This window comes from Pseudomonas sp. RC4D1 (assembly GCF_018390395.1).
GTDB classification, from domain to species: Bacteria; Pseudomonadota; Gammaproteobacteria; order Pseudomonadales; family Pseudomonadaceae; genus Aquipseudomonas; species Aquipseudomonas danubii.
Window position 1 is genome coordinate 1,123,432 of sequence record NZ_JAHBAW010000002.1, and the last position, 20,772, is coordinate 1,144,203.

Genomic DNA, 20,772 nt, shown 5'->3' on the forward strand with positions numbered 1-20,772 from the left:
CGAACCGGGCCCGTGGCCGATCAATCCAGCACTTCACTCCAGCACTTCACTCAAAGGAATGAAATTGACCACGTCACCTTCCTCCAGGGTCCGACCTTCCAGCACCTCTACCAGACCTTCCGCCCAGGCAGCGCTGCGCAGTACGCCAGAGCTCTGATTGCGATAGATGATCGCTCGCCCATTCTCCAGGCGGCCGCGCAAGTATTCGCGACGATTGCCGGGCCGGGGCCAGACAAAGCCTGCCGGCACCTGGAAGCTCAATGGTTGCACCTGCTGCACGCCCTGGCGCCGCAGTAGATAAGGCCGCGCCAGCAGGGCGAAAGTCACCAGGGTCGATGCCGGATTGCCCGGCAGGCCAATCACCGGTACCCCACGAAAATGTCCGAAGGTCAGGGGTTTGCCAGGCTTGATCGCCAGTTTCCACAGGGCCAGTTCACCGGCCTCCCGCAGGGCGATGCCGAGAAAGTCCGCCTCCCCCACCGAGACACCACCGGTGGAAAGAATCAGGTCCACATCCCCCAGCTCCGCCAGGCGCTGACGGGTCGCGGGAAGATCGTCGGGAAGGATTCCCGCATCCAGCACCTCACAACCCAGGCGCTTCAACCAACTGCACAGCAGCACTCGATTGCTGTTGTAGATCTGCCCCGGACCAAGAGGCCGACCAGGCTCCACCAGTTCGTCGCCGGTGGACAACACCGCCACACGGACTCGACGCAGCACCTCAAGCTCGGCACATCCCAAGGACGCTGCCAGGCCCTGCTCGATGGGCCCCAAGCGCGTACCGGCAGCCAAGACCTGCTCGCCTATGGTGGTTTCCTGGCCCTGGGGACGGATGTTCTGGCCGGCCTTCAAGGGCTCGGTAAAACGTACGCGCTGATCATCCTGAACCTGGGTGTTTTCCTGCATCTCGACGCAATCCGCCCCCGCCGGCACCGGAGCGCCAGTGAAGATCCGCGCACAGGTTCCCGGCTGCAAGGGCTCGGGGGACTGCCCGGCGAAAATCCGCTGGCTGATCGGCAAGGGCTCGCCCTTCCAGTCCTCCACGCGCAAGGCGTATCCATCCATGGCGCTGTTGGGCCAAGGCGGCAGATCCAGGCTGGATACCAGCGCCTCAGCCAGGACGCGGCCTTCAGTGGCTGCCAATGGCAGCCGTTCACGCTCGACAATGGGCGCTGCCTCGGCCATGGCCAACAGGCGCGCCAATGCCTGCTCCACCGGCATCAAGACCCCCTGTTTGCCCGGCTTACCCACGGGATTCACAAGGTGCCGCCTGTTTCAGGTGAGGGACGAAGTTGCACGGCCGATGCCGCGAATCCAACTGCTCGGCCAGTATTGCGTCCCAGCCGGTACGTACCGCATTGGTGGAACCCGGCAGGCAGCACACCAGGGTGCCATTGGCCAGCCCGGCCAAGGCACGGGACTGCACAGTGGAAGTACCTATATCCGCCACCGATATCTGCCGGAACAGCTCGCCAAAACCATCGACCTGCTTGTCCAGCAGGCAGGCCACAGCTTCCGGAGTACTGTCACGACCAGTAAAACCGGTGCCGCCGGTGATCAACACCACCTGCACCACGTCATCGGCGATCCAGGTAGCGACCTGGGCGCGGATCTTGTACAGATCGTCCTTGAGCAACACCCGCGCTGCCAGACGATGGCCCGCGGCGCCCAGGCGCTCGACGAAGACCTGGCCGGAGGTATCGGTTTCCAGGGTGCGGGTGTCACTGACGGTCAGCACCGCAATATTCAGGGGAGAAAAAGGTACATCAGCCTTGGCTTTCATAGGCTCGATCCAGAGGTAGGAGACACAGCCCGGTGTTATATCACAGCGTTTTGATCCGGCGCCGCTGCGGGGCCGGCCTTCACCTTGCCCCGGACTGCCAGCACAAGCAGTCCAGCCGTCGAGAAAGCCAGACCGCGGACAAACAGGCGCTGTGAGCTAAGCTGCAGCCGCCAACGCCTGCGATCCGCCCGGCAACGTGACAGAATGTCCCTGGCCAAGGAACTTGCAGACGTTGTATACGTCTGAAGACCAGCACTCAAAAGTACTCATTTCGGAGACACACAATGACTCAACGGACCCTCGCCACTCTCATGCTCGCACTGGGCCTGGCCACTCTCGCCGGTTGCGCTTCGCCGACAGTGATCACCCTGAATGACGGTCGCGAAATCCAGGCCGTCGATACCCCTGAATACGACAAGGATTCCGGCTTCTACGAGTTTGAACAGCTGGACGGCAAACAGACTCGCATCAACAAGGATCAGGTTCGTACCGTCAAGGAGCTGTAAGTCCGACGGTGGTTGCTCTGATGTAATAAAACCCGCCTGTTGCGGGTTTTATTGTTTCTGCGAGACGGTTTTTCACCACTGCAGGCTGATACGGCTTTCGAACTCGCGCTCCTGCCCAGTCAGCGGATCGATGAAGCGCAGGCCCTGAGCCAGCAGCTTCAGTGGATTGTCATAGTCATCCTCGGCGTCCTTGAGCACCTCGGGGTAGAACGGGTCATTGCAGATTGCCGCTCCAAGGGCACTCATGTGTACCCGCAACTGATGCTTCTTGCCTGTCACCGGGTACAAGGCATAGCGCCACAGATCGCCGTGCCTTTCCCTGACGTCGATGGCGGTTTCGGTATTGCTCGCCCCCTCGCCTTCCTGCATGCGGAAGAAGGGCTCCCCGTCCACCAATCGGCTTTTGTGCACCAGGGGAAAATTCAGGTGTGGCAAGGCACCGGCAATGGCTTCATAGCGTTTCTCGATCTGCCGGGTAGGGAACAACGCTTGATAGGCCGAGCGGCTGCCGGGATTGGCAGAAAACAGCACCAGCCCTGCCGTATGCCGGTCAATGCGATGCAGGGGCACCAGATTCGGGTTGTCCAGGCGGCGGATAAGGCGACGCAGCAAAGTCTGCTCGACGTACTCGCCCGCAGGGGTGACCGGCAGAAAATGCGGTTTGTCCGCCACCACCAGATGCTCGTCGGCATAGAGGATGGTCTCCTGCACCGGGATCACCTTCTCATCCGGCACCTCACGAAAATAATGAATCCGCAAGCCTTCGCGATAGGCCAGGTCCAGACTGATGGGCTGGCCCTGCCCGTCCAGCACTCGGCCGCGAGCGATACGATCCAGCCATTGTTCACGACTGATGGCCTTGAAGTGATCACACAGGCAATCCAGCACCGTCGGCCAGGAGCCAGGAGGCAGATACAAGGTACTGGCCTGATGCTGTGCAGCGGAAAAGCTCGCGGTGGACATACAAAAGCTCGAAAGATCAATGCAAGGCGGCATTATCCAACAGCGCCCCTCAGGAACCTAGAAGCAGTTTGCCCGACCTCAGGCACACGAGTGCTTGGCCTGGGCCGCTGCCTCGGTGAACTCCTTGAGCCAGCGCAGCACATCCACAGCCTCCCAGCGACCCGGATCATAGAGGGCATAGAGCAGCCCCTGATAACCCACCACATCCAGCTGCCGGTGGTAACCCGCTCGCTGGAACAGGGCTTCGATCTCGGCAAAGCAGGTATTGAAGTGCAGCTTGTTGAAGGGTGTCTTGCCCTCGGTGACCAAACCATCCAGGCGTAACTCAAGCACCGCCTCACGGAGCACATCGGTGGACATGCTGTTCACGCTGTTTTTCAGTTGTTCGACATTGACCATCATTTATTCCTTTAACCGTTTGAAGCGTCCGCCATATCCATCAGGGCTGCTTGCGTCCCACATAACTGACCACCCACAACACCACGCCCCAGATCTCGATCGAGCCCAGGTCATCCAGCACCAGGGAAGGGATTGAAGGGCGCGCCGCCTTGAGCAAAAGACCGCCACGAGGATCGGGAGCCAGCAGGCGCAGCGAGTATTCATGGGCGCCTTGGGGACGTACCACCAGGTACTGATCCACCACCGGATTGGCTGAGCGATCGACGATCAGCCGGTCCCCGGGGTAGATGCCGAACCCCAGCAGGTTGTCGTCGTCCACCAACAGGCCGTGGATCTGGGGAGACCCCAGACCCAGGGTCCGATCCAGGGAAAAGCCGCTACCGGTGGGCTCATTGGCAACGGCAGCGCAGCCGCTGTCACCCAGTTCCAGAAAACAGGTTGGCAACGGCTGTGAGCGTTCGGTACCGGTCAGGAAAGTGAGAGACATGGCGAGACTCCTCGATAGCTGTATATGCATACAGTAAACCAATCGACAGATCTCGCCAATGAATTCCGACCATGGGCGACAGGCGGAAGCTCGGATGTTGCAAGCCAAGTGTCAGCGCAGGAACGCCACCACCTGCTCGGCGTCGAAAGGCCAGCCGAGCTCGGCGCCATTGTCCACCCGGCGCAACACCGGGATACGCAGGCCATAGCTTTCGAACAGTTCCTGACTCTCGGCGATGTCCACCAGCTCGACCATCAAGCCGTGCTCCACTAGCGGCATCAACTCGGCCTCGGCCAGTTCGCACAGGTGGCAACCAAGGGTGCCGAACAATTGGCATTCAGGGGGCATGACAGGGCAACCGTGTGAAGAACGGGTGCTTATTTTAGGCCCGAGCGCGAAAGCCGTCGACCCGCCTCTGTCCAGATATGCCGAGGCCCCATGCCCCTCTGCGGCCCTGCGCAGAGAATGCTCCGACAGGCGTACAGCACCTCGATAGACACCTTCTGAGCCTGGCCAAGGCTCGCGAATATGCGAAATTCTCAACAAAAAATGACATGAGTCAGAATTATTTACCGCCAACCGGGCGATCCTCGCGGCCTTTTTGCCTCTAGGCTTTGCCCTGCCCGCCCCCTTGTCCGGAGATGCCCGTTGTTTGCCAATCTGCTGATCATTCTCGCTTCATCACTGGTGGTCATTGCGCTGTTCCGGCGCCTGAGCCTGCCACCGGTCCTGGGCTATCTGTCGGTGGGGCTGATGGTCGGGCCCACCGCCCTGGACTGGGTCAATGACAGCGAGGACCTGCCGGACCTGGCGGAACTGGGGGTGGTCTTCCTGCTGTTTTCCCTGGGCCTGGAATTCTCCCTGTCGAAGATGCTCGCCCTGCGCCGCGTGGTGTTTGGCCTGGGCAGCCTGCAAGTGCTGTGCAGTGGCCTGATCCTCGGCGTGCTCCTGGCCTTGTTCGGCATGCCCCTGACCTCGGCGCTGATGCTCGGCACCGGCCTGGCCCTGTCGTCCACAGCCATCGTCAGCAAGGAGCTGACCAGCCTCGGCGAGATCTTCAGCAGCCACGGACAGAATGCCATCGGCGTGCTGCTGTTCCAGGACGTGGTGGCAGTGCTGTTGCTGACCCTGGTGCCGGTCTTCGCCGGCCACAGCGACCAGGCCTGGTACTGGGCCCTGCCTGTCACCCTGGGCAAGACCCTGGTGCTGTTCTTCGGCCTGCTGCTGGCCAGCCGCTGGCTGCTGCCCCGGCTGTTCCACGAAGTCGCCGCCTCCCACTCTGCCGAGCTGTTCGTATTGCTGGCCCTGGTGATTGTGCTGCTGACCGCCTGGCTCACCCACTTGCTGGGCCTGTCGCCGGCCCTGGGGGCCTTCCTTGCCGGCATGCTGCTGGGAGAAAGCCACTACCGGCACCAGATCGAAGCCGATATCCGTCCGTTCCGCGACATTCTCCTGGGGCTGTTCTTCGTCAGCATCGGCATGCTCATCGACCTGCAACTGTTCATCGACCACAGCCTGTTGATCCTCGGCCTGACCCTGGCCCTGCTACTGATCAAGGGCAGCGTGGTGGCGATCCTGCTCAAGCTGCGCGGCAGCGACGGCGAGACGGCCTGGCGCAGCGGCCTGGCCCTGGCCCAGGGCGGCGAGCTCTGCTTCGCCCTGATGGCGCAGATGCAACTGACCCAGATGATCCCGTCGCACTTGAGTGGCCTGCTGCTGGCCGCCACCTTCAGCTCCATGCTGCTGACCCCACTGTTGCTGCGCGCCGCGCCGGTGATCACCGCGCGTCTGCACCGCAAGCCCAACCAAACCGCGCAATTGGAGGAAATCAGCGCGCAGAACGCCGAACTGCAGGGCCATGTGGTGATCTGCGGCTATGGCCGGGTCGGCCAGTCCATCGGCCGCTTCCTGCGTCACGAGCAACTGCGATTCATCGCCCTGGACGATGATCCGGTGCGGGTCCAGGAGGCCTCGGCGGCAGAGAGCTGCGTGCATTACGGCGATTGCCGCCGTGGCGACCTGCTGGCCGCCGTGGGCCTGGAGCGGGCCCGCCTGCTGGTGATTGCCGTGGACAAGACCGACATTGCCCTGACGGTGCTCAAGGCCGCGCGGCGCCTGGATCGCAACGTGCCGATCCTGGTGCGGACCCGGGACGACAGCCAGCTGGCCGAACTCAAGGCCGCCGGTGCCAACGAAGTGGTGCCCGAACTGCTGGAGTCGAGCCTGATGCTGGCTTCCCACGCCCTGATCATGCTCGGCCTGCCGGAGCAACGGGTACAACGCACCGTGGACGAGGTGCGTCACAGCCGCTATCGCCTGCTGCACGGCTTCTACCATGGGGCGCAAAGCAGCACCCAGGACAATCACGAGCCACCCGCGGTGCAAATGCACGCGGTCAACCTCGACGCCGACGCCCACGCCTGCAACCGACTGCTGCAAGAGCTGGGACTGGAAGCACTGGGCGTGGATGTGCAAGGCGTGCAACGCAATGGCAGCGAACTGCCGCTCAATCCGGCCCCGCGCCTGCGAGCCGGAGACCGGATACTGGTGTCCGGCTCCCAGGCCGCGATCGAGGCCTGCGAAGCACGCCTGCAGGGCGGTTGAGGCCGTCCCGCCCCGGCCCTGAGCAGTTCGCTGCCTGGGCCGGTGGCCCCTCAGTCCTGACTCACCGCACCGATCTTGTGCAGCGACAGGTCGGCGCCGTAATACTCCTGCTCCTGGGTCAGGCGCAGCCCGCAGACGGCCTTGATCACGCCATACACGGCGAATCCGCCCAGCAGCGCCACCAGTACCCCAAGGCCGGTGCCAATCAACTGGCTGGCCAGGCTGACACCGCCCAACCCACCCAATGCACTCTGGCCGAAGATCCCGCAGGCAATCCCGCCCCACACACCGCACAGGCCATGCAGCGGCCAGACTCCGAGCACATCGTCGATCTTCCAGCGGCTCTGGGCGGCCATGAAGCACCAGACGAACAAGGCCCCGGCCATCGCCCCGGTGACCAAGGCGCCCACCGGATGCATCAGGTCGGAGCCGGCGCAGATCGCCACCAACCCGGCCAGTGGCCCGTTGTGCAGGAAGCCCGGGTCGTTGCGTCCGACGATCAACGCCGCCACGGTGCCGCCGACCATGGCCATCAGCGAGTTCACCGCCACCAGCCCGCTCACCCCTTGCAGGGTCTGGGCGCTCATCACGTTGAAGCCGAACCAGCCGACAATCAGGATCCACGAACCCAACGCCAGGAAGGGAATGCTCGACGGCGCGAACGCCACCAGCTTGCCGTCGCGGTAACGGCCGTTGCGCGGCCCCAGCAACAGCACCGCCGCCAGCGCCAGCCAGCCGCCCATGGCATGCACCACCACCGACCCGGCAAAATCATGGAAGACGGCGCCAAAACGCTGCTGCAACCAGGCTTGCACCCCGAAGTTGCCGTTCCACACCAGCCCCTCGAAGAATGGATAGACGAACGCCACGATCAGCACCGTGGCGCACAATTGCGGGACAAAACGCGCACGCTCGGCGATGCCGCCGGAGATAATCGCCGGAATCGCTGCGGCGAAGGTCAGCAGGAAAAAGAACTTCACCAGGCCATAGCCGTGGTCGGCACTGATCACCGCCGCCGGTTGCAGGAAGCTCACGCCGTAGGAGATCCAATAGCCTATAAAGAAATAGGCCAGGGTCGAGACGGCGAAGTCGCTGAGGATTTTCGACAGGGCATTGACCTGGTTCTTCTGCCGGACCGTGCCCACTTCGAGGAAGGCAAAACCGGCGTGCATGGCCAGGACCATGACCGCCCCGATCAGAATGAACAGGGTGTTGGAACCGTGGACCAGGGTGTCCACAGCGCTTTGCAGATTTTCCATGGAGTAGGCAGATCCGAAATCGGCCATCATCTCCCCGGCTTCACGGCCGGCCTTGCACCAAATTGGCTCCGGGACACGCCATCACGCGTAATCGGTGAACCGTTTTGGCGCGCCAGGGGCCGCACGCGAAACCACGGGAAGGAGATTGACCTGAGGTTGTGATTTTTTTGGCCAGGGTTTACGCGGGCTGCAGCGCCACCCTTGCTCGTTTTCGGCGCAAGCCTCACGCCTTGCGCACCAGGACAAAGCAAAAGCTGTACCAGACAATTACAGTGAACCTTCACTCGGGGCTCACACTCATAGCTCACACACGCAATCAACGGAGAAACAACCATGGCCAGCAAAACGGCGAAGACGGCTCAAGAAGTACTGATGGCGGATTTTCAGGCACTGGTCAGTGACACGGAGCGTCTGCTGGAACACACCGCGACCCTGGCCGGCGACCAGGCCGATGAACTGCGCGAGCAGATCCACGACAGCCTGCTCAAGGCCCGGGAAACCCTGCAACTGACCGAGGACTCCCTGCGCCAGCGTGGCCAGGCTGCAGTCACGGCTGCTGAAGACTATGTACAGAGCAACCCTTGGCAGTCCGTCGGGATTGCTGCCGGCGTCGGCTTTCTCATCGGCCTGCTGGCGACGCGGCGCTGATATGGCTATCGGCGAATCCACTTCGTCCGGCAGCGGTCCAAGCGCGTCCTCGCGGCGCCTGGGGGCCGCTGTCCTGGGCCTGTTGCACAGCCACGTCGAACTGTTCGGCATCGAGTTACAGGAACAGAAAGCCCGCACCGTCAGCCTGCTGCTGTTCGCCGGCCTGGCCCTGGTGTTTGCCCTGCTGTTGCTGGTGGGGTTGTCGGCGCTGGTGCTGATCCTGCTGTGGGACAGCTATCGCCTGGCCGGGATCATCGGCCTGTGCGTGTTCTATACCCTGGCGGCAGTGTTCTGCGGCCTGCGCCTGAAGTCGGCGATCTTTGATGAATCTTCGCCCTTCCACGCCACGCTCGAAGAGCTGGCCAATGATCGGGAGCGCCTGCTGCCATGAAGTTGCCGGACATTCCGCAGAACACCTCACGCCGGGAAATGCGCAAGGTACTGATCCGCCTGCGCATGGAAATGCACCGCCAGGAAATCCGTCACGAGTCCCAGCAATTGCTGCAACCCCTGCAACGGGTTCGCGGCCTTGGGCAAAGCTGGCAGGAAGGCTTTGGCATCAAGCACGCCCCACTCTGGGGCGTGGCGGCGGTGACCCTGCTGGGGTTCATCACCGGCAAGGGTGCCAAGAGCGGCGGCACCAGCAGCCTCACCCGCCTGATACGCCTGGGCACCAGCCTGTTGCCACTGATCAGACTGGCGCTGCAAGGCGCCTCGCGCAAACCCTGAGCGAGCATCGGCAAGCGCCTGCAACAGGCAATGGCTGATCTGGCTGCATTCTTGCTAAGCAACCCGGATCGGCCCCTTTACCAAGGGGTCGACCCAGGGTGGGTGAAAACGCCGTATTGCTGAACGCGGCAATGTTCACCCAGCCTGGACGCCTGTCTGTCTACCCGACAGCCACAGCCCCCCTACCAACAAGACTCTATAAGGAGGCCCTGTGATCGACGGGCAACCGCTCGCCTGCTTCCAGCCATTCATCGATACCGCTACCGGGCGCATTGCCGGAGTCGAAGCTCTGGGCCGCCTGCGCCAGGGCAATGGGCAACTGGCGTCGGTGGGGCCGCTGTTCGCCGATCCCCGCACCCCTTCCAGCGCCTTGCGGCGTCTTGATCGCCTGGTCCGCGACGATGCCTTGCGCCGCCTGCACGAAGCCCCGGCGGACTGGTTCCTGAGCCTGAACATTTCCCCACGCTGGATCAGTCGATTGCGGCCAGGACAGCCGCTGCCCAGCCTCAAGCAGTTGCAGCAAAACGAGGTCGATCCGCGGCGCATCGTCTTCGAGATCACCGAGCTGGGGGGCAACAGCCAGCGCCTGACCGAGGTGGTGGCGCGCTATCGCCAGGCGGGGGCGCGAATCGCCATCGACGATTTCGGCGCCGGCTACTCGCAACTGGACCGGGTGCTGGCGCTGCAACCGGACATCCTCAAGCTCGACATGCGCCTGTTCCAGGCCGCAGCCCGGGGCGGGCCCAGCAGCGATGTGGTCAAGGCACTGGCACAGATGGCGGAAAAAACCGGCTGCTGGATCATCGCCGAAGGGGTGGAAACCGAGGCCGAACTGGATTTCGCCCTGGAGTGCGGCTCGCGTTACGTACAGGGCTTCCTGTTTGCCCGGGCCGAGGAACAGCTGTTCGCCAGCGATGCCTTCGTCCAGCCCTTCGCCCGCCTGCGCGAGCGCTATGTGCGGCACAAGCTGGCCGAACGCAACCGCCTGATGCGCATGCGCCTGCAACTGGCAGAGCTGATGAACCTGTTGCAGGCCTGGGCCCAGGCTCAGGCTCCCATCAGCCAACTGCCCGCCGTGGAGGCCTTTCCCTGGCTGCTGCGTTTCTACCAGTGCGACCGCCACGGCACCCAACTGACGCCCAATCTGGAATGGCGCCATAACCGCTGGCAGGCCGACAGCAGCTATGTGGGCCACAACTGGTCCTGGCGCCCGTACTTCTATCACCTGCTGGCCGAAGGCTGGGAGGAGCGCCGCCTGACCCTGTCCAACACCTACCGCGACGCCACCAGCAACCAGTACTGCCTGACTGCCGGCCAGTTCTTCGACAACGGCCAGCGCCTGCTGCTGATCGATATCGACGCCGCCGGCCTGTAGCCCCGTCCCGTTTGCCGGCGAGCGCAGCGAGCGCGGCGACACGATGGGTGCACGGGCTGCGGGCCCTTTCGCCGGCAAGCCGGCTCCTACAGGTGGGGCGCAGGCCACGCCATTTCCGCGTAGGAGCTGGCTTGCCAGCGAAGGCGTCGGCCCTATAGATGCACCAGCGCAGACCATGCGCCTCTTGCGGCCGCGCTCGGGAACCCGGAAGCTCTGCCCTTCAGTTTTTTTTCGGAGAGACCGCGCCTTGGATTGGCAGACCCTGCTCAACCGCGAACGCCTCGGAAAGCCAGTGCACAGCCCGGAAGAACTCGGCCGTAGCCCTTTCCATAAAGACCATGACCGCATCATCTTCTCCGGCGCCTTCCGCCGCCTGGGGCGCAAGACCCAGGTGCACCCGGTGTCCAGCAACGACCATATCCACACTCGCCTGACCCACTCCCTGGAAGTCAGTTGCGTCGGTCGCTCCCTGGGCATGCGCGTCGGCGAGACCCTGCGCGGCGCCCTGCCCGACTGGTGCGACCCCAGCGACCTGGGGATGATCGTGCAGTCGGCCTGCCTGGCTCACGACATCGGCAACCCGCCCTTCGGCCATTCTGGCGAAGACGCCATCCGCCACTGGTTCCAGCAGGCCGCCGGGCGTGGCTGGCTGGACGCGATGAGCGAGGCCGAACGCCAGGACTTCCTCAATTTCGAAGGCAATGCCCAGGGTTTCCGGGTCCTGACCCAGCTTGAATATCACCAGTTCGATGGCGGCACCCGGCTGACCTACGCCACCCTCGGCACCTACCTCAAGTACCCCTGGACCGCGCGCCACGCCGATTCCCTGGGCTACAAGAAGCACAAGTTCGGCTGCTACCAGAGCGAATTGCCGCTGCTGGAACAGATCGCCCACAAGCTGGGCCTGCCGCAGTTGGAGGAACAGCGCTGGGCCCGGCATCCGCTGGTGTATCTGATGGAAGCGGCGGACGACATCTGCTACGCCCTGATCGACCTGGAAGACGGCCTGGAGATGGACCTTTTGGAGTACGCCGAAGTCGAGTCCCTGCTGTTGGGGCTGGTGGGCGACGACCTGCCGGAAACCTATCGCCAGCTGGGCCCGGGGGATTCGCGCCGGCGCCGCCTGGCGATCCTGCGGGGCAAGGCCATTGAGCACCTGACCAACGCCGCCGCCCGGGCCTTTGTCGAACAGCAGGACGCCCTGCTGGCCGGCACCCTGCACGGCGATCTGGTGGAGCACATGCATGGCCCGGCCAAGCGTTGCGTGCTCAATGCCAAGGACGTGGCGCGGCGCAAGATCTTCCAGGACAAGCGCAAGACCCTGCACGAGATCGGCGCCTACACCACCCTGGAAATTCTCCTGAACTCGTTTTGCGGCGCGGCATTGGAGCAGCACGGCGGCAAGACCCCGTCGTTCAAGAACCGGCGGATTCTCGATCTGCTGGGCAATAACGCGCCGGACCCGAACTGGCCGCTGCATACCTCGTTCCTGCGCATGATCGATTTCATCGCCGGCATGACCGACAGCTACGCCAGTGAAATGGCCCGGGAAATGACCGGACGCTCAAGTCCGCAATGACCCTCGCTCATCAAGTGCCTGGCCGCTGCGCCAGGCACTTGATATGACCTGCAACATCCAATCGACAACTAAGGGATTCCCCTAGCCAGGCCGCCGCAACAGCAGCCGATAAACTCCGGATATACGCCAGTACAAGGGGAAAAACACTCGGCGCTACGGGCATTTCATTCAAGAGTCCGACTCTAAGGCATTCCCCGACCAACATGACTTCAATTAACGAACAACACGACTAGAGCAACTACTCAGGTAGAAAGAGCAACTAGCCGTAAACACTTGGTGTGCGGGGCGCAGATATTGCGCTGCTTTCACAAATTCGAACACCTGTTCTTGATTCAACCAAACATCCTACCTTTGCAGATTCTCACGAATTCCCTGAACCCCTTGCCAATCAAGGCCGCCAGGAATTTTTGTTAGCCTTCTATGCATTTACAATTTACGTACAAATCGAGTTTTTAGTTTCGGATAGTCTCGATTTCAACAAGATATTTCCCCGCTGACCGCCCTCGGAAAAATTAATTTCACACTGCGCTGTAACGTTTGCACTGCAACTCACTCAACCCTTTTGTCATACCTGATTTTAGATTGAAGCACCCGGCTCTCACTCAGGAATTGTCACTCGCGAGCACTTGAACATAGGCCACCGATATAGCAATCGACGGCACCTCATATTCATCGTGCAGAACTTAAAGCGACGTCACTAGTTGAGCCTCAACGATCGGCTTTTCTGTTGTTCGTCACTTGGTCTTTTTACAGTAAGGATGCCAAGTGCCCTATTCATCACGCACCGACCGCTCCCTTCTTGCCCACTCCGGCAGCTGGTGCCTGGGACTGGTACTGGGTCTGAGTTGCCTGGCCCCGGCCTTGGCCGACGATCTGCAACCGGGTCAGGAAGCCCTGCGCCTGCAGCAGCAACAGCAACGGGACCTGCAACAGTTGCAACTGGAGCAGCGCCAGCGGCAGATGCAGCGCGGCAGCTTCAGCAGCACCCCGGCCACGCCCAACCTGCCGGAGCAGACCGCCAGCGACAGCCGCTGCTGGCCCTTAAGCGGCACCCGCATCGGCGGCGTCAGCCTGTTCAGCAAAACCCGGCTCAATGACGCCATCAAGCCGTACGTGGCGCCGTGCATGGGGGTCAACCAGATCAACCAACTGCTGGCCGCCATCACCCGTCTCTACGTCGAGGCCGGCTACATTGCCAGCCGCCCCTACCTGGCCAGCACCCCGGCAGCCGGGCACAGCCTGGATATCCTGGTGGAAGAAGGCTACGTCGAAGCCATCGAACTGGCCGACCAGAGCCTGCCGGTGTCCCTGGGTGGGGCCTTCCCCGGCATGCTCGGCAAGCCCCTGAACCTGCGGGACCTGGAGCAGGGCCTGGATCAACTGAACCGCCTGCGCTCCCTGGACCTGACCGCCGACATCGCCCCGGGCAGCCAGCCCGGCGCCTCGCGGATCATCCTGCGTTCGCGCAGCAGCGCCGCCCGTTGGGGCCTCGGGCTGGGTGTGGATAACCTCGGCAGCGCCGGCACCGGCCGCGACCGGCAGTCGATCAACCTCAATCTCGACAGCCCGTTGCAGATCAACGACGCGCTGAACCTGAACTACAGCGACACACTCAACCACGGTCCGCGCTACAGCCGCAGCAGCAGCCTGTTCTACTCGGTGCCCTACGGTTACTGGACCTACAGCCTGTTCGCCAGCCACGCCGAATACCGCGCCCCGCTCAAGCTGGCCCGCACCACCCTGTACAACAGCGGCCGCACCGACATGGTCAGCGGCCGCGCCGACCGGGTGCTGTGGCGCGACCAGAGCCACCAGCTCAGCGCCAACCTGCAACTGGCCTACAAGGACGTGGACAGCTACCTGCAAAAAGCCCACCTGCAGATCCAGAGCCCGACCCTGACCGTGGCCGAGGCCGGGCTCAACCTGTTCTGGCTCAACAGCGCGGTATGGAACCTGGATGTCAATTACGCCCAGGGCCTGACCTGGTTCGGCGCCGACCGTGACTCGCAGCAGGTGCAACGCAACCTGCCCCAGGCGCAGTTCCGCAAGTACCGCGCCGGCCTCAGCCAGTGGCGCAACGGCCAGTGGGGCAACCAGCGCTGGCAGTGGCAGAGCCAACTCTCGGCCCAATACAGCCCGGACCCGCTGCCGGCCATCGAACAACTGCTGGGCACCGATGACTCGGCCGTGCGCGGCTACCGCGTCAACAGTGCCTCCGGCGCCATCGGCGCTGTGTGGCGCAACACGCTGCGTCTGCCGCTCAACAGCGACCTGCCGGTCAAGATCACCCCACGCCTGGGCCTGGACAACGGCTGGATCAAGGCCGAGCACGGCGCCCAGAGCCGCCATCTCGGCGGTGCCAGCCTGGGCCTCAACCTGGCCTGGAAAAACCTCCAGGTCGACTTGGATTACCAACGCAGCCTCAGCAACCCAGAGGGCTTTCGCACGGAACCGGAAGTCTGGCTGGCCAGGTTCAGCCTGCAGATTTGATCAACCGCCGATTAGCCTGAAACACCCGATGAACCTGAGCACAACGCGCCGTTGCACCCAAGAAAGCAACGCCCGGCTCACCCACTCAGCACGAGGTTCTCATGCCTGACAACACTCATAGATTCAACCTTTCACCCCAGGGCACATTGCGCTGGACCATCGCCGGCCTGCTGCTGGTGTCCCATCTGCCCCTGGCCCTGGCCGGCGGAATCACCGTGGTCGAAGGCCCCGGCGGCACCCCGCAACTGCAAAACCAGGGCGGCGTGCCCATCGTCAACATCGTCGCGCCCAATGCCGGTGGCCTGTCCCATAACCAGTTCCTGGACTACAACGTCGGGCAACAAGGCGTGGTCTTGAACAACGCCCTGCAGGCCGGGCAGTCGCAACTGGCCGGACAACTGGCGGCCAACGCGCAACTCCAGGGCCAGGCGGCCAGCGTGATCCTCAACGAGGTGATCAGCCGCAACGCCTCACAACTCAATGGCGCCCAGGAAATCTTCGGCCGCGCCGCCGACTTCGTGCTGGCCAACCCCAACGGCATCTCGGTCAATGGCGGCAGCTTCATCAACACCCCCAATGCCAGCCTGGTGGTGGGTCGCCCGGAACTCCAGGACGGCAAGCTGCAGGGGCTCAACACCCAGGACGCTCGGGGCCAGTTGGATATCCACGGCGGCGGTCTGCGCAATGCCGAAGGCTCGATCAACCTGATCGCCCCACGCATCGACAGCAAAGGCAGCCTCGCCGCCCGGGACCAGTTGAACGTGACCGTGGGCCGCAATCAGCTCGACTACCCCAGCGGCAAGGTGCTGAAGGTCGACCCGAGCAGCCACACCCAGGACCAGCGCATCGATGCCAGCCTGTTCGGCGCCATGCAGGCCGGGCGGATCAACATCGTCAGCACCGCTGAAGGTGCCGGAGTCCGGGTGGGCGCCGTCCAGGTGGATGGCCGCGACGGAGTCAAGCTGAGCTCCGCCGGTGATCTGGACATCCGCGGCGAGGCCGTGGCCAACAGCCTCGACGCCACGCGCGCCGGTGTTCGCAGCCAGGGTGATATCGAACTCCACGGTGCCAAGGACCTGACCCTGGCCGCCACCGACGTCAGCGGCCGCAACGTCAAGCTCGATGCCGGGCGCAACCTGACCCTGAGCAGTATCGAAAGCCGCAAGCTCCAGGAAAAACGCCAACAGTGGGACAAGAGCACCATCGGCATCACCTGGGAGACCTACGACGCTACCCAGACCGATAGCGAAACACGCCAGCACGGTAACAAGGTGCTGGCCCAGCATGACGCCGAGCTGAAATCCGGCGCCAATACCCAGATCCAGGGCAGCAGCGTCGAAGCCGGTCATAACCTCAGCGCCCGCAGCGGCGGCGACCTGCAACTGACTGCCGCCACCGAAACCCAGACCCAGCGCGACCAGGGCAAGCACCGCAAGCACCTATGGAAGGAAAACTGGGACAACGCCAGCAGCCAGCAGCGCAGCGTCACCAGCCAGCTCAAGAGCGGCAAGCAACTGCAACTCGACAGCCAGCAGAATCTGCGTCTTGAGGGCGCCGAACTGCACAGCCAGGGCGACATCCAACTGGCCGCCAAGGACGTCGACATCAACAGCGCCAGCCGCCGGCAAAGCCAGAGCAACCAGCATTACTCCGGCGACCTGGTGGGCGGTGGTTTCTTCGGCAAGAACGCCGACGGCGACCAAGGCAAGACCGAGAACCAGGGCAGCAAGGTCAACGCCGACGGCAAGCTGATCGTGCGCGCCGACAGCGTACGCATCAGCGGCAGCCAGGCCCGGGGCGGCACCCAGGCCAGCGTTATCAGCGACAAGGGTTCATTGACCATCGACGGCGTGCAGGACACCTCCCACCGCAACAGCCACAGCAAGGACAGCAAGTTCTTCGGCATCACCAAGGATGAGAGCCGTCAGCAGCACAAGGACAGCACCACCGTCAGCAGCCAGGTGCGCTCGGACAGCAACCTCAAGTTGCAAAGTGCCGAGGACCTGACCATCAGCGGTTCCCAGGTCGCCGCTGCGGGAGCACTGGACGCCAGCGCCAAGGGCACCGTTAAGGTCGCGGCCGCTGCAGACACCCAGCACGACAGCAGCAGCACCCAGAAGCGCGGCTTCGACGCCTACGCCAAGGAAAACGCCCCGGGCACCGGCCAGTACCGGGCCGGGGTGCGTTATCAGGATGAGCAGCGCAACGACAGCAGCGACAGCACCCGGCAACAGGCCTCCAGCCTCACTGGCGGCACCCTGGCGGTCACTGCCGGCGAGGACCTCAAGGTGCAAGGCAGCGACCTTGCGGCCACGGCCGGCGATGCCAGCCTGAGCGGCAAGAATGTGCAGTTGCTGGCTGCGGACAACCAAACCCAGAAGCACAGCGACAGCACCACCACCGGTGGCGGCTTCTACTACACCGGCGGCCTGGACCGCGCCGGCAATGGCCTGGAAGTGGCCCACACCAGCAGCCAGGACAGCAGCAGCAAGAGCACCGCCCAGACCAGCAACATCGCTGCCAGCGGCAACCTGACCATCAATGCTGGCAACCGCCTCACCACCGAAGGCGCCCAGGCCAAGGCCGGCGGTGCATTGCAGGTCAATGCAGCCGAGATCGACAACCAGGCCGCACACAACAGCGAAAGCAGCAGCCACAAGGAGAACAACTGGGCGGTGGATGTCGGCGCCAACGTCGAATACAAGGGCGTCACCCGCCCCATCGAAAAAGCCATCCAGGGCGTGGCCCAGCGCAAGTTCCACCAGCCTGGGGTACTCGATGCCCTGGAACAGCCCAATGTCGGGCTCGATGTGGATGTCAGCCACCAGAACCGCCAACGCAGCGAAAACGCCAGCACCGCCGTGGTCAGCCAGCTGAGCGGCGCCCAGGTCGCGGTCAAGGCCGATGGGCAACTCAAGGACCAGGGCACCCAGTACCGCGCCACCGACGGCGCCGTGCAGATCAGCGCCGGCAGCCTGGTGGCCAGTGCCGCCAGCGATACCCACAGCAGCAGCGAACAGGCCGTGGACGCCAAGGCCGGCGTACGGGTCTACACCAACACCGGTGAAGACCTGAACATCCGTGGCAGCGGTGCCGGTGGCAGCAGCAACGTCACCAGCAGCTCCGAGAAGGCCCAGGTCGGCAGCTACGCCGGCAGCCAGGGCGTGGACATCAAGGTCGGTGGCGATGCCAGCTTCGAAGGCAGCCAGTTCAATGGCGGTCTGGGCGGCGTCAACATCAAGACCGACGGCAAGCTGGCACTCAATCAGGCCAATGATCGCCAGAGCAGCAGCAACTCCAGCCTGCGTGGCGATGCCTCCCTGACCCTGGGCACCACTCCGGGTAGCAGCGGCACCAACCTCAACGTCGGCGCCGGCTTGCAACTGGATCACAAGAGCCTCGAGCAGCAGGACAGCCAGGCGCGGGTTGCCAGCATCCAGGGCCAGGGGCCGGTCAACCTCAAGAGTGCAAGCGACCTGACGCTGCAAGGCACACAGATCGGCAACGCCGCGCGGCCGGCCGGCGATATCACCCTGGACGCCGGCGGCAAGCTCGACCTGCAAGCAGCGGTGGACACCCACCACAGCCAGGGCAGCAACCTCGGTGGCGGCCTCACGGCCGGTGGCAGCAAGACCAGCAGCGAGCAAAGCAGCGGCAAGAGCGTCAACCTCAGCGCCAACTTCAACATCGGCCGGGTCAATGAAAACGACCAGAGCCAGCGCGGCGCCCAGCTCTACAGCCAGGGCCAGGTGCGACTGGGCAGCGCAGCCGAGGGCGACAGCGCCATTCACCTGCAGGGCACGCGCATCGACGCCGCCAAGGTGGTGCTGGATGCGGCCCAGGGCGGCATCTACCAGGAGTCGGCGCAATCCACCCAGGCCCACAACAACTGGGGCCTGACCCTGGGCGCCGGTGGCAGCATGGGCAAGACCACCCTGGCCGACGCCAGTGAGCACGACACGCCGAAAGTCGATCGCGGGATCAATGCCCGGGTCAAGATCGACGTCGATCAGCGCCAGAACACGACTCAGCACAACAGCCTGATCAAGGCCGATCAGGTGACCCTCAACAGTGCCGGTAACGTGCATCTGGCCGGCGCCAACATCGACGCGCAACGGCTCGACGGGGCCATAGGTGGCGACCTCAACATCGAAAGCCGTCAGGACCGGCTGCGTAACACCCAGGTCAATATCGACGCCAAGCTGGAAGTGGCGAAGAACCAGCCAGGGCTGGTGGACAAGCTGGCCAAGCCGGCCGGTCCGCTCAAGGACGACCTGAAGGCCAAGGCCGAGAAAGGTTTCGACAAACACCGCGAGAAGCTGGAAAACGCCGTCGACAAAGGGGTGGAAAAGGTCAGCTCGGCCAAGGACAGCGTGGTCGCCAAAGCCAGCGAAGCCAAGGAACGCCTGGGGGAGAAACTCAGCCGCAGCGGCAGCTACGACGTCAACCCTGAACCACGCGGCGCCATTGGCAACGGCGTGGACAAGGCCAAGAACTACCTGGCCGACAAGGCCGACGCCGTGGGCAATCGTCTCTCCAGCCTGAAAGAGCGCTTCTGGCCAAAAACCAGCGACAGCTATTCGGTCAGCGAGAAGAACACCGCCGGCAGCAAAGTGGCCAATACCGCTGAAGGCGTGCTGTTTGGCGACAAGAGCGGTAAGACCTCCTATACCCCGACCTTGAACCTGAACGTCAGCCACGAGAGCAAGAACCGCGTGGAACAGGCCTCGGGGATCAGTACCCAGCAGGGCGTCAACCTGCGGGTCGGCGGTGAAACCAATCTTACCGGTGCACGCATCGGGGCCAGCGAGGGCCGCGTCGAGCTGGGTGGATCCAAGGTCAACAGAACCGACCTGGCCGGCTCGGAACTGCGCGTGGACGTCGGCGCCAACCTGTCCAAGTCACCGGTCAACATTGCCACCGGCAGCGTGGCCGAATTGACCCGCAAACAGGATGACGCCACCCAGAAGGACCAGTTGTTCAACCTCGGCCCGCTGCGTGTCGGCGCCCACAGTGACAGCCAGCTGCTGCAAGCCGGTATCGATAAGAAAACACCATGAGGCTCAGGCCGCCCTCCTCCCGGGGGGCGGCCTGCGATGGCATTCGCCAGCCGACTTTTTACCGCTGTACCCGGCAGCCCGATGCAGGTCAATCCCGCTTTAACTTCCCTTCTATGCCAACTGGCTGTAATACCTCCCCTTATTCGCTGTAGGACCCGTCTTAGATTGGGTTTTTCCACACTTTCACAGCTACTTCCATTCCATCAGCTGGGCTACTGTTCGAACTTCCATTTATCGGTAGGAGACCAGTATGGGCACAGTACTTATCGTTGATGATCACCCTGTCATACGCATGGCCATTCGTATTCTGCTGGAACACGAGGGTTATAGAGTCTTCGGGGAAACCGATAATGGAGTCGATGCCTTGCAAATGGTTCGTGAAGGCGAACCGGACCTGGTCATACTCGATATCTGCATCCCAAAACTCGACGGACTGGAGCTGCTGGAGCGCTTGAGCAACATGCCCAGGCCCTTGCGAATCCTGGTCCTCACCGCCCAGTCGGCGGCCTTGTTCGCCAATCGCTGCATGCGCGCCGGGGCCAGCGGCTATGTCTGCAAACAGGAAGACCTGAGTGAATTGCTCAGCGCCATCAAGGCCATCTGCAGTGGCTACAACTACTTTCCCAGCCAGGCGCTGCAAGTTGATCGAAGTGCTCTTGGTGAAACTTTGGAGTTGGCGCAATTCAACTCGCTGAATGATCGGGAGTTAATGGTTCTGAAGCTTTTTGCAATGGGCCAAACCAATAAGGAAATTGCCACGGGCATGTTTCTCAGCAACAAGACGGTCAGTACTTACAAGAAGCGCATCATGCAAAAACTCGCCACCACCTCCATGAATGAACTGGTGGACATGGCCAAGCGCAATGAACTGATATGAAGCGCCAGCTCCT

General features: G+C 63.0%; 17 protein-coding genes. 10 read left to right on the plus strand and 7 right to left on the minus strand.

The genetic code is table 11. The features are described 5' to 3' along the window. Positions 1–33 precede the first annotated feature (33 nt). On the minus strand, positions 34–1,260 hold the full coding sequence (locus tag KHO49_RS20645) for a molybdopterin molybdotransferase MoeA (protein WP_213665755.1): 1,227 nt from the start codon (positions 1,258–1,260) through the stop codon (positions 34–36). After that, positions 1,244–1,783, minus strand: coding sequence for a molybdenum cofactor biosynthesis protein B (gene moaB, locus KHO49_RS20650; protein WP_213665756.1), 540 nt, complete (start codon positions 1,781–1,783; stop codon positions 1,244–1,246). The genes KHO49_RS20645 and moaB overlap by 17 nt, the downstream gene beginning before the upstream one ends. Positions 1,784–2,067: 284 nt before the next feature. Here moaB and KHO49_RS20655 point away from each other — a divergent pair, with 284 nt between their 5' ends. Beyond that, positions 2,068–2,289, plus strand: a complete 222-nt coding sequence (locus KHO49_RS20655; protein WP_102880419.1) for a YgdI/YgdR family lipoprotein — start codon at positions 2,068–2,070, stop codon at positions 2,287–2,289. Positions 2,290–2,361: 72 nt separating this feature from the next. Here the strand turns inward: KHO49_RS20655 and KHO49_RS20660 are convergent, their stop codons facing one another. The 4 genes from KHO49_RS20660 to KHO49_RS20675 form a co-directional block, all read right to left on the minus strand. Further along, positions 2,362–3,252 (minus strand): pseudouridine synthase, encoded by an 891-nt coding sequence (locus KHO49_RS20660; protein ID WP_213665757.1) that lies wholly within the window; start codon positions 3,250–3,252, stop codon positions 2,362–2,364. Between the two features lie 78 nt (positions 3,253–3,330). Next, positions 3,331–3,651, minus strand: a complete 321-nt coding sequence (locus KHO49_RS20665) for a transcriptional regulator (RefSeq protein ID WP_102860926.1) — start codon at positions 3,649–3,651, stop codon at positions 3,331–3,333. A gap of 40 nt (positions 3,652–3,691) precedes the next feature. Beyond that, a complete protein-coding gene (locus tag KHO49_RS20670; protein WP_102860925.1) occupies positions 3,692–4,138 on the minus strand; it encodes a S24 family peptidase in 447 nt (148 codons plus the stop codon). Between the two features lie 111 nt (positions 4,139–4,249). Continuing rightward, on the minus strand, positions 4,250–4,486 hold the full coding sequence (locus tag KHO49_RS20675) for a glutaredoxin family protein (protein ID WP_102860924.1): 237 nt from the start codon (positions 4,484–4,486) through the stop codon (positions 4,250–4,252). 300 nt (positions 4,487–4,786) lie between these two features. On the opposite strand from KHO49_RS20675, the gene KHO49_RS20680 reads away from it, so the two are divergent. Further along, positions 4,787–6,742, plus strand: coding sequence for a monovalent cation:proton antiporter family protein (locus KHO49_RS20680; RefSeq protein WP_213665758.1), 1,956 nt, complete (start codon positions 4,787–4,789; stop codon positions 6,740–6,742). A 50-nt stretch (positions 6,743–6,792) separates the two neighbouring features. On the opposite strand, the gene KHO49_RS20685 is transcribed toward KHO49_RS20680, so the two are convergent. After that, positions 6,793–8,001, minus strand: a complete 1,209-nt coding sequence (locus KHO49_RS20685) for an ammonium transporter (RefSeq protein WP_213665759.1) — start codon at positions 7,999–8,001, stop codon at positions 6,793–6,795. A gap of 333 nt (positions 8,002–8,334) precedes the next feature. Here KHO49_RS20685 and KHO49_RS20690 point away from each other — a divergent pair, with 333 nt between their 5' ends. The 8 genes from KHO49_RS20690 to KHO49_RS20725 all read left to right on the plus strand — a co-directional run bounded on the left by KHO49_RS20690 (position 8,335) and on the right by KHO49_RS20725 (position 20,759). Beyond that, positions 8,335–8,649, plus strand: coding sequence for an ElaB/YgaM/YqjD family protein (locus tag KHO49_RS20690; RefSeq protein WP_011062506.1), 315 nt, complete (start codon positions 8,335–8,337; stop codon positions 8,647–8,649). A gap of 1 nt (position 8,650) precedes the next feature. Continuing rightward, positions 8,651–9,040 (plus strand): phage holin family protein, encoded by a 390-nt coding sequence (locus KHO49_RS20695; protein ID WP_102860922.1) that lies wholly within the window; start codon positions 8,651–8,653, stop codon positions 9,038–9,040. Next, on the plus strand, positions 9,037–9,378 hold the full coding sequence (locus tag KHO49_RS20700; protein WP_102860921.1) for a hypothetical protein: 342 nt from the start codon (positions 9,037–9,039) through the stop codon (positions 9,376–9,378). Before KHO49_RS20695 ends, KHO49_RS20700 begins: the two co-directional genes overlap by 4 nt. A gap of 211 nt (positions 9,379–9,589) precedes the next feature. Then, positions 9,590–10,753 (plus strand): EAL domain-containing protein, encoded by a 1,164-nt coding sequence (locus KHO49_RS20705; protein WP_102880423.1) that lies wholly within the window; start codon positions 9,590–9,592, stop codon positions 10,751–10,753. Between the two features lie 247 nt (positions 10,754–11,000). Then, positions 11,001–12,332 (plus strand): deoxyguanosinetriphosphate triphosphohydrolase, encoded by a 1,332-nt coding sequence (locus KHO49_RS20710; RefSeq protein ID WP_102860919.1) that lies wholly within the window; start codon positions 11,001–11,003, stop codon positions 12,330–12,332. Between the two features lie 765 nt (positions 12,333–13,097). Further along, a complete protein-coding gene (locus KHO49_RS20715) occupies positions 13,098–14,822 on the plus strand; it encodes a ShlB/FhaC/HecB family hemolysin secretion/activation protein (RefSeq protein WP_110653138.1) in 1,725 nt (574 codons plus the stop codon). Between the two features lie 101 nt (positions 14,823–14,923). Beyond that, the gene (locus KHO49_RS20720; RefSeq protein WP_213665760.1) at positions 14,924–19,882 is read left to right on the plus strand and encodes a hemagglutinin repeat-containing protein; all 4,959 of its coding nucleotides are present in this window, start codon (positions 14,924–14,926) and stop codon (positions 19,880–19,882) included. 250 nt (positions 19,883–20,132) lie between these two features. After that, on the plus strand, positions 20,133–20,759 hold the full coding sequence (locus KHO49_RS20725) for a response regulator transcription factor (RefSeq protein ID WP_102860916.1): 627 nt from the start codon (positions 20,133–20,135) through the stop codon (positions 20,757–20,759). The last annotated feature ends 13 nt before the right edge of the window (positions 20,760–20,772 follow it).

Bases quoted from the DNA above. Each gene is read 5' to 3' on its own strand.
- moaB (WP_213665756.1), bottom strand. From the start codon at position 1,783: ATGAAAGCCAAGGCTGATGTACCTTTTTCTCCCCTGAATATTGCGGTG.
- KHO49_RS20660 (WP_213665757.1), bottom strand. From the start codon at position 3,252: ATGTCCACCGCGAGCTTTTCCGCTGCACAGCATCAGGCCAGTACCTTG.
- KHO49_RS20675 (WP_102860924.1), bottom strand. From the start codon at position 4,486: ATGCCCCCTGAATGCCAATTGTTCGGCACCCTTGGTTGCCACCTGTGC.
- KHO49_RS20655 (WP_102880419.1), top strand. From the start codon at position 2,068: ATGACTCAACGGACCCTCGCCACTCTCATGCTCGCACTGGGCCTGGCC.
- KHO49_RS20670 (WP_102860925.1), bottom strand. From the start codon at position 4,138: ATGTCTCTCACTTTCCTGACCGGTACCGAACGCTCACAGCCGTTGCCA.
- KHO49_RS20685 (WP_213665759.1), bottom strand. From the start codon at position 8,001: ATGGAAAATCTGCAAAGCGCTGTGGACACCCTGGTCCACGGTTCCAAC.
- KHO49_RS20665 (WP_102860926.1), bottom strand. From the start codon at position 3,651: ATGGTCAATGTCGAACAACTGAAAAACAGCGTGAACAGCATGTCCACC.
- KHO49_RS20695 (WP_102860922.1), top strand. From the start codon at position 8,651: ATGGCTATCGGCGAATCCACTTCGTCCGGCAGCGGTCCAAGCGCGTCC.
- KHO49_RS20720 (WP_213665760.1), top strand. From the start codon at position 14,924: ATGCCTGACAACACTCATAGATTCAACCTTTCACCCCAGGGCACATTG.
- KHO49_RS20700 (WP_102860921.1), top strand. From the start codon at position 9,037: ATGAAGTTGCCGGACATTCCGCAGAACACCTCACGCCGGGAAATGCGC.
- KHO49_RS20725 (WP_102860916.1), top strand. From the start codon at position 20,133: ATGGGCACAGTACTTATCGTTGATGATCACCCTGTCATACGCATGGCC.
- KHO49_RS20690 (WP_011062506.1), top strand. From the start codon at position 8,335: ATGGCCAGCAAAACGGCGAAGACGGCTCAAGAAGTACTGATGGCGGAT.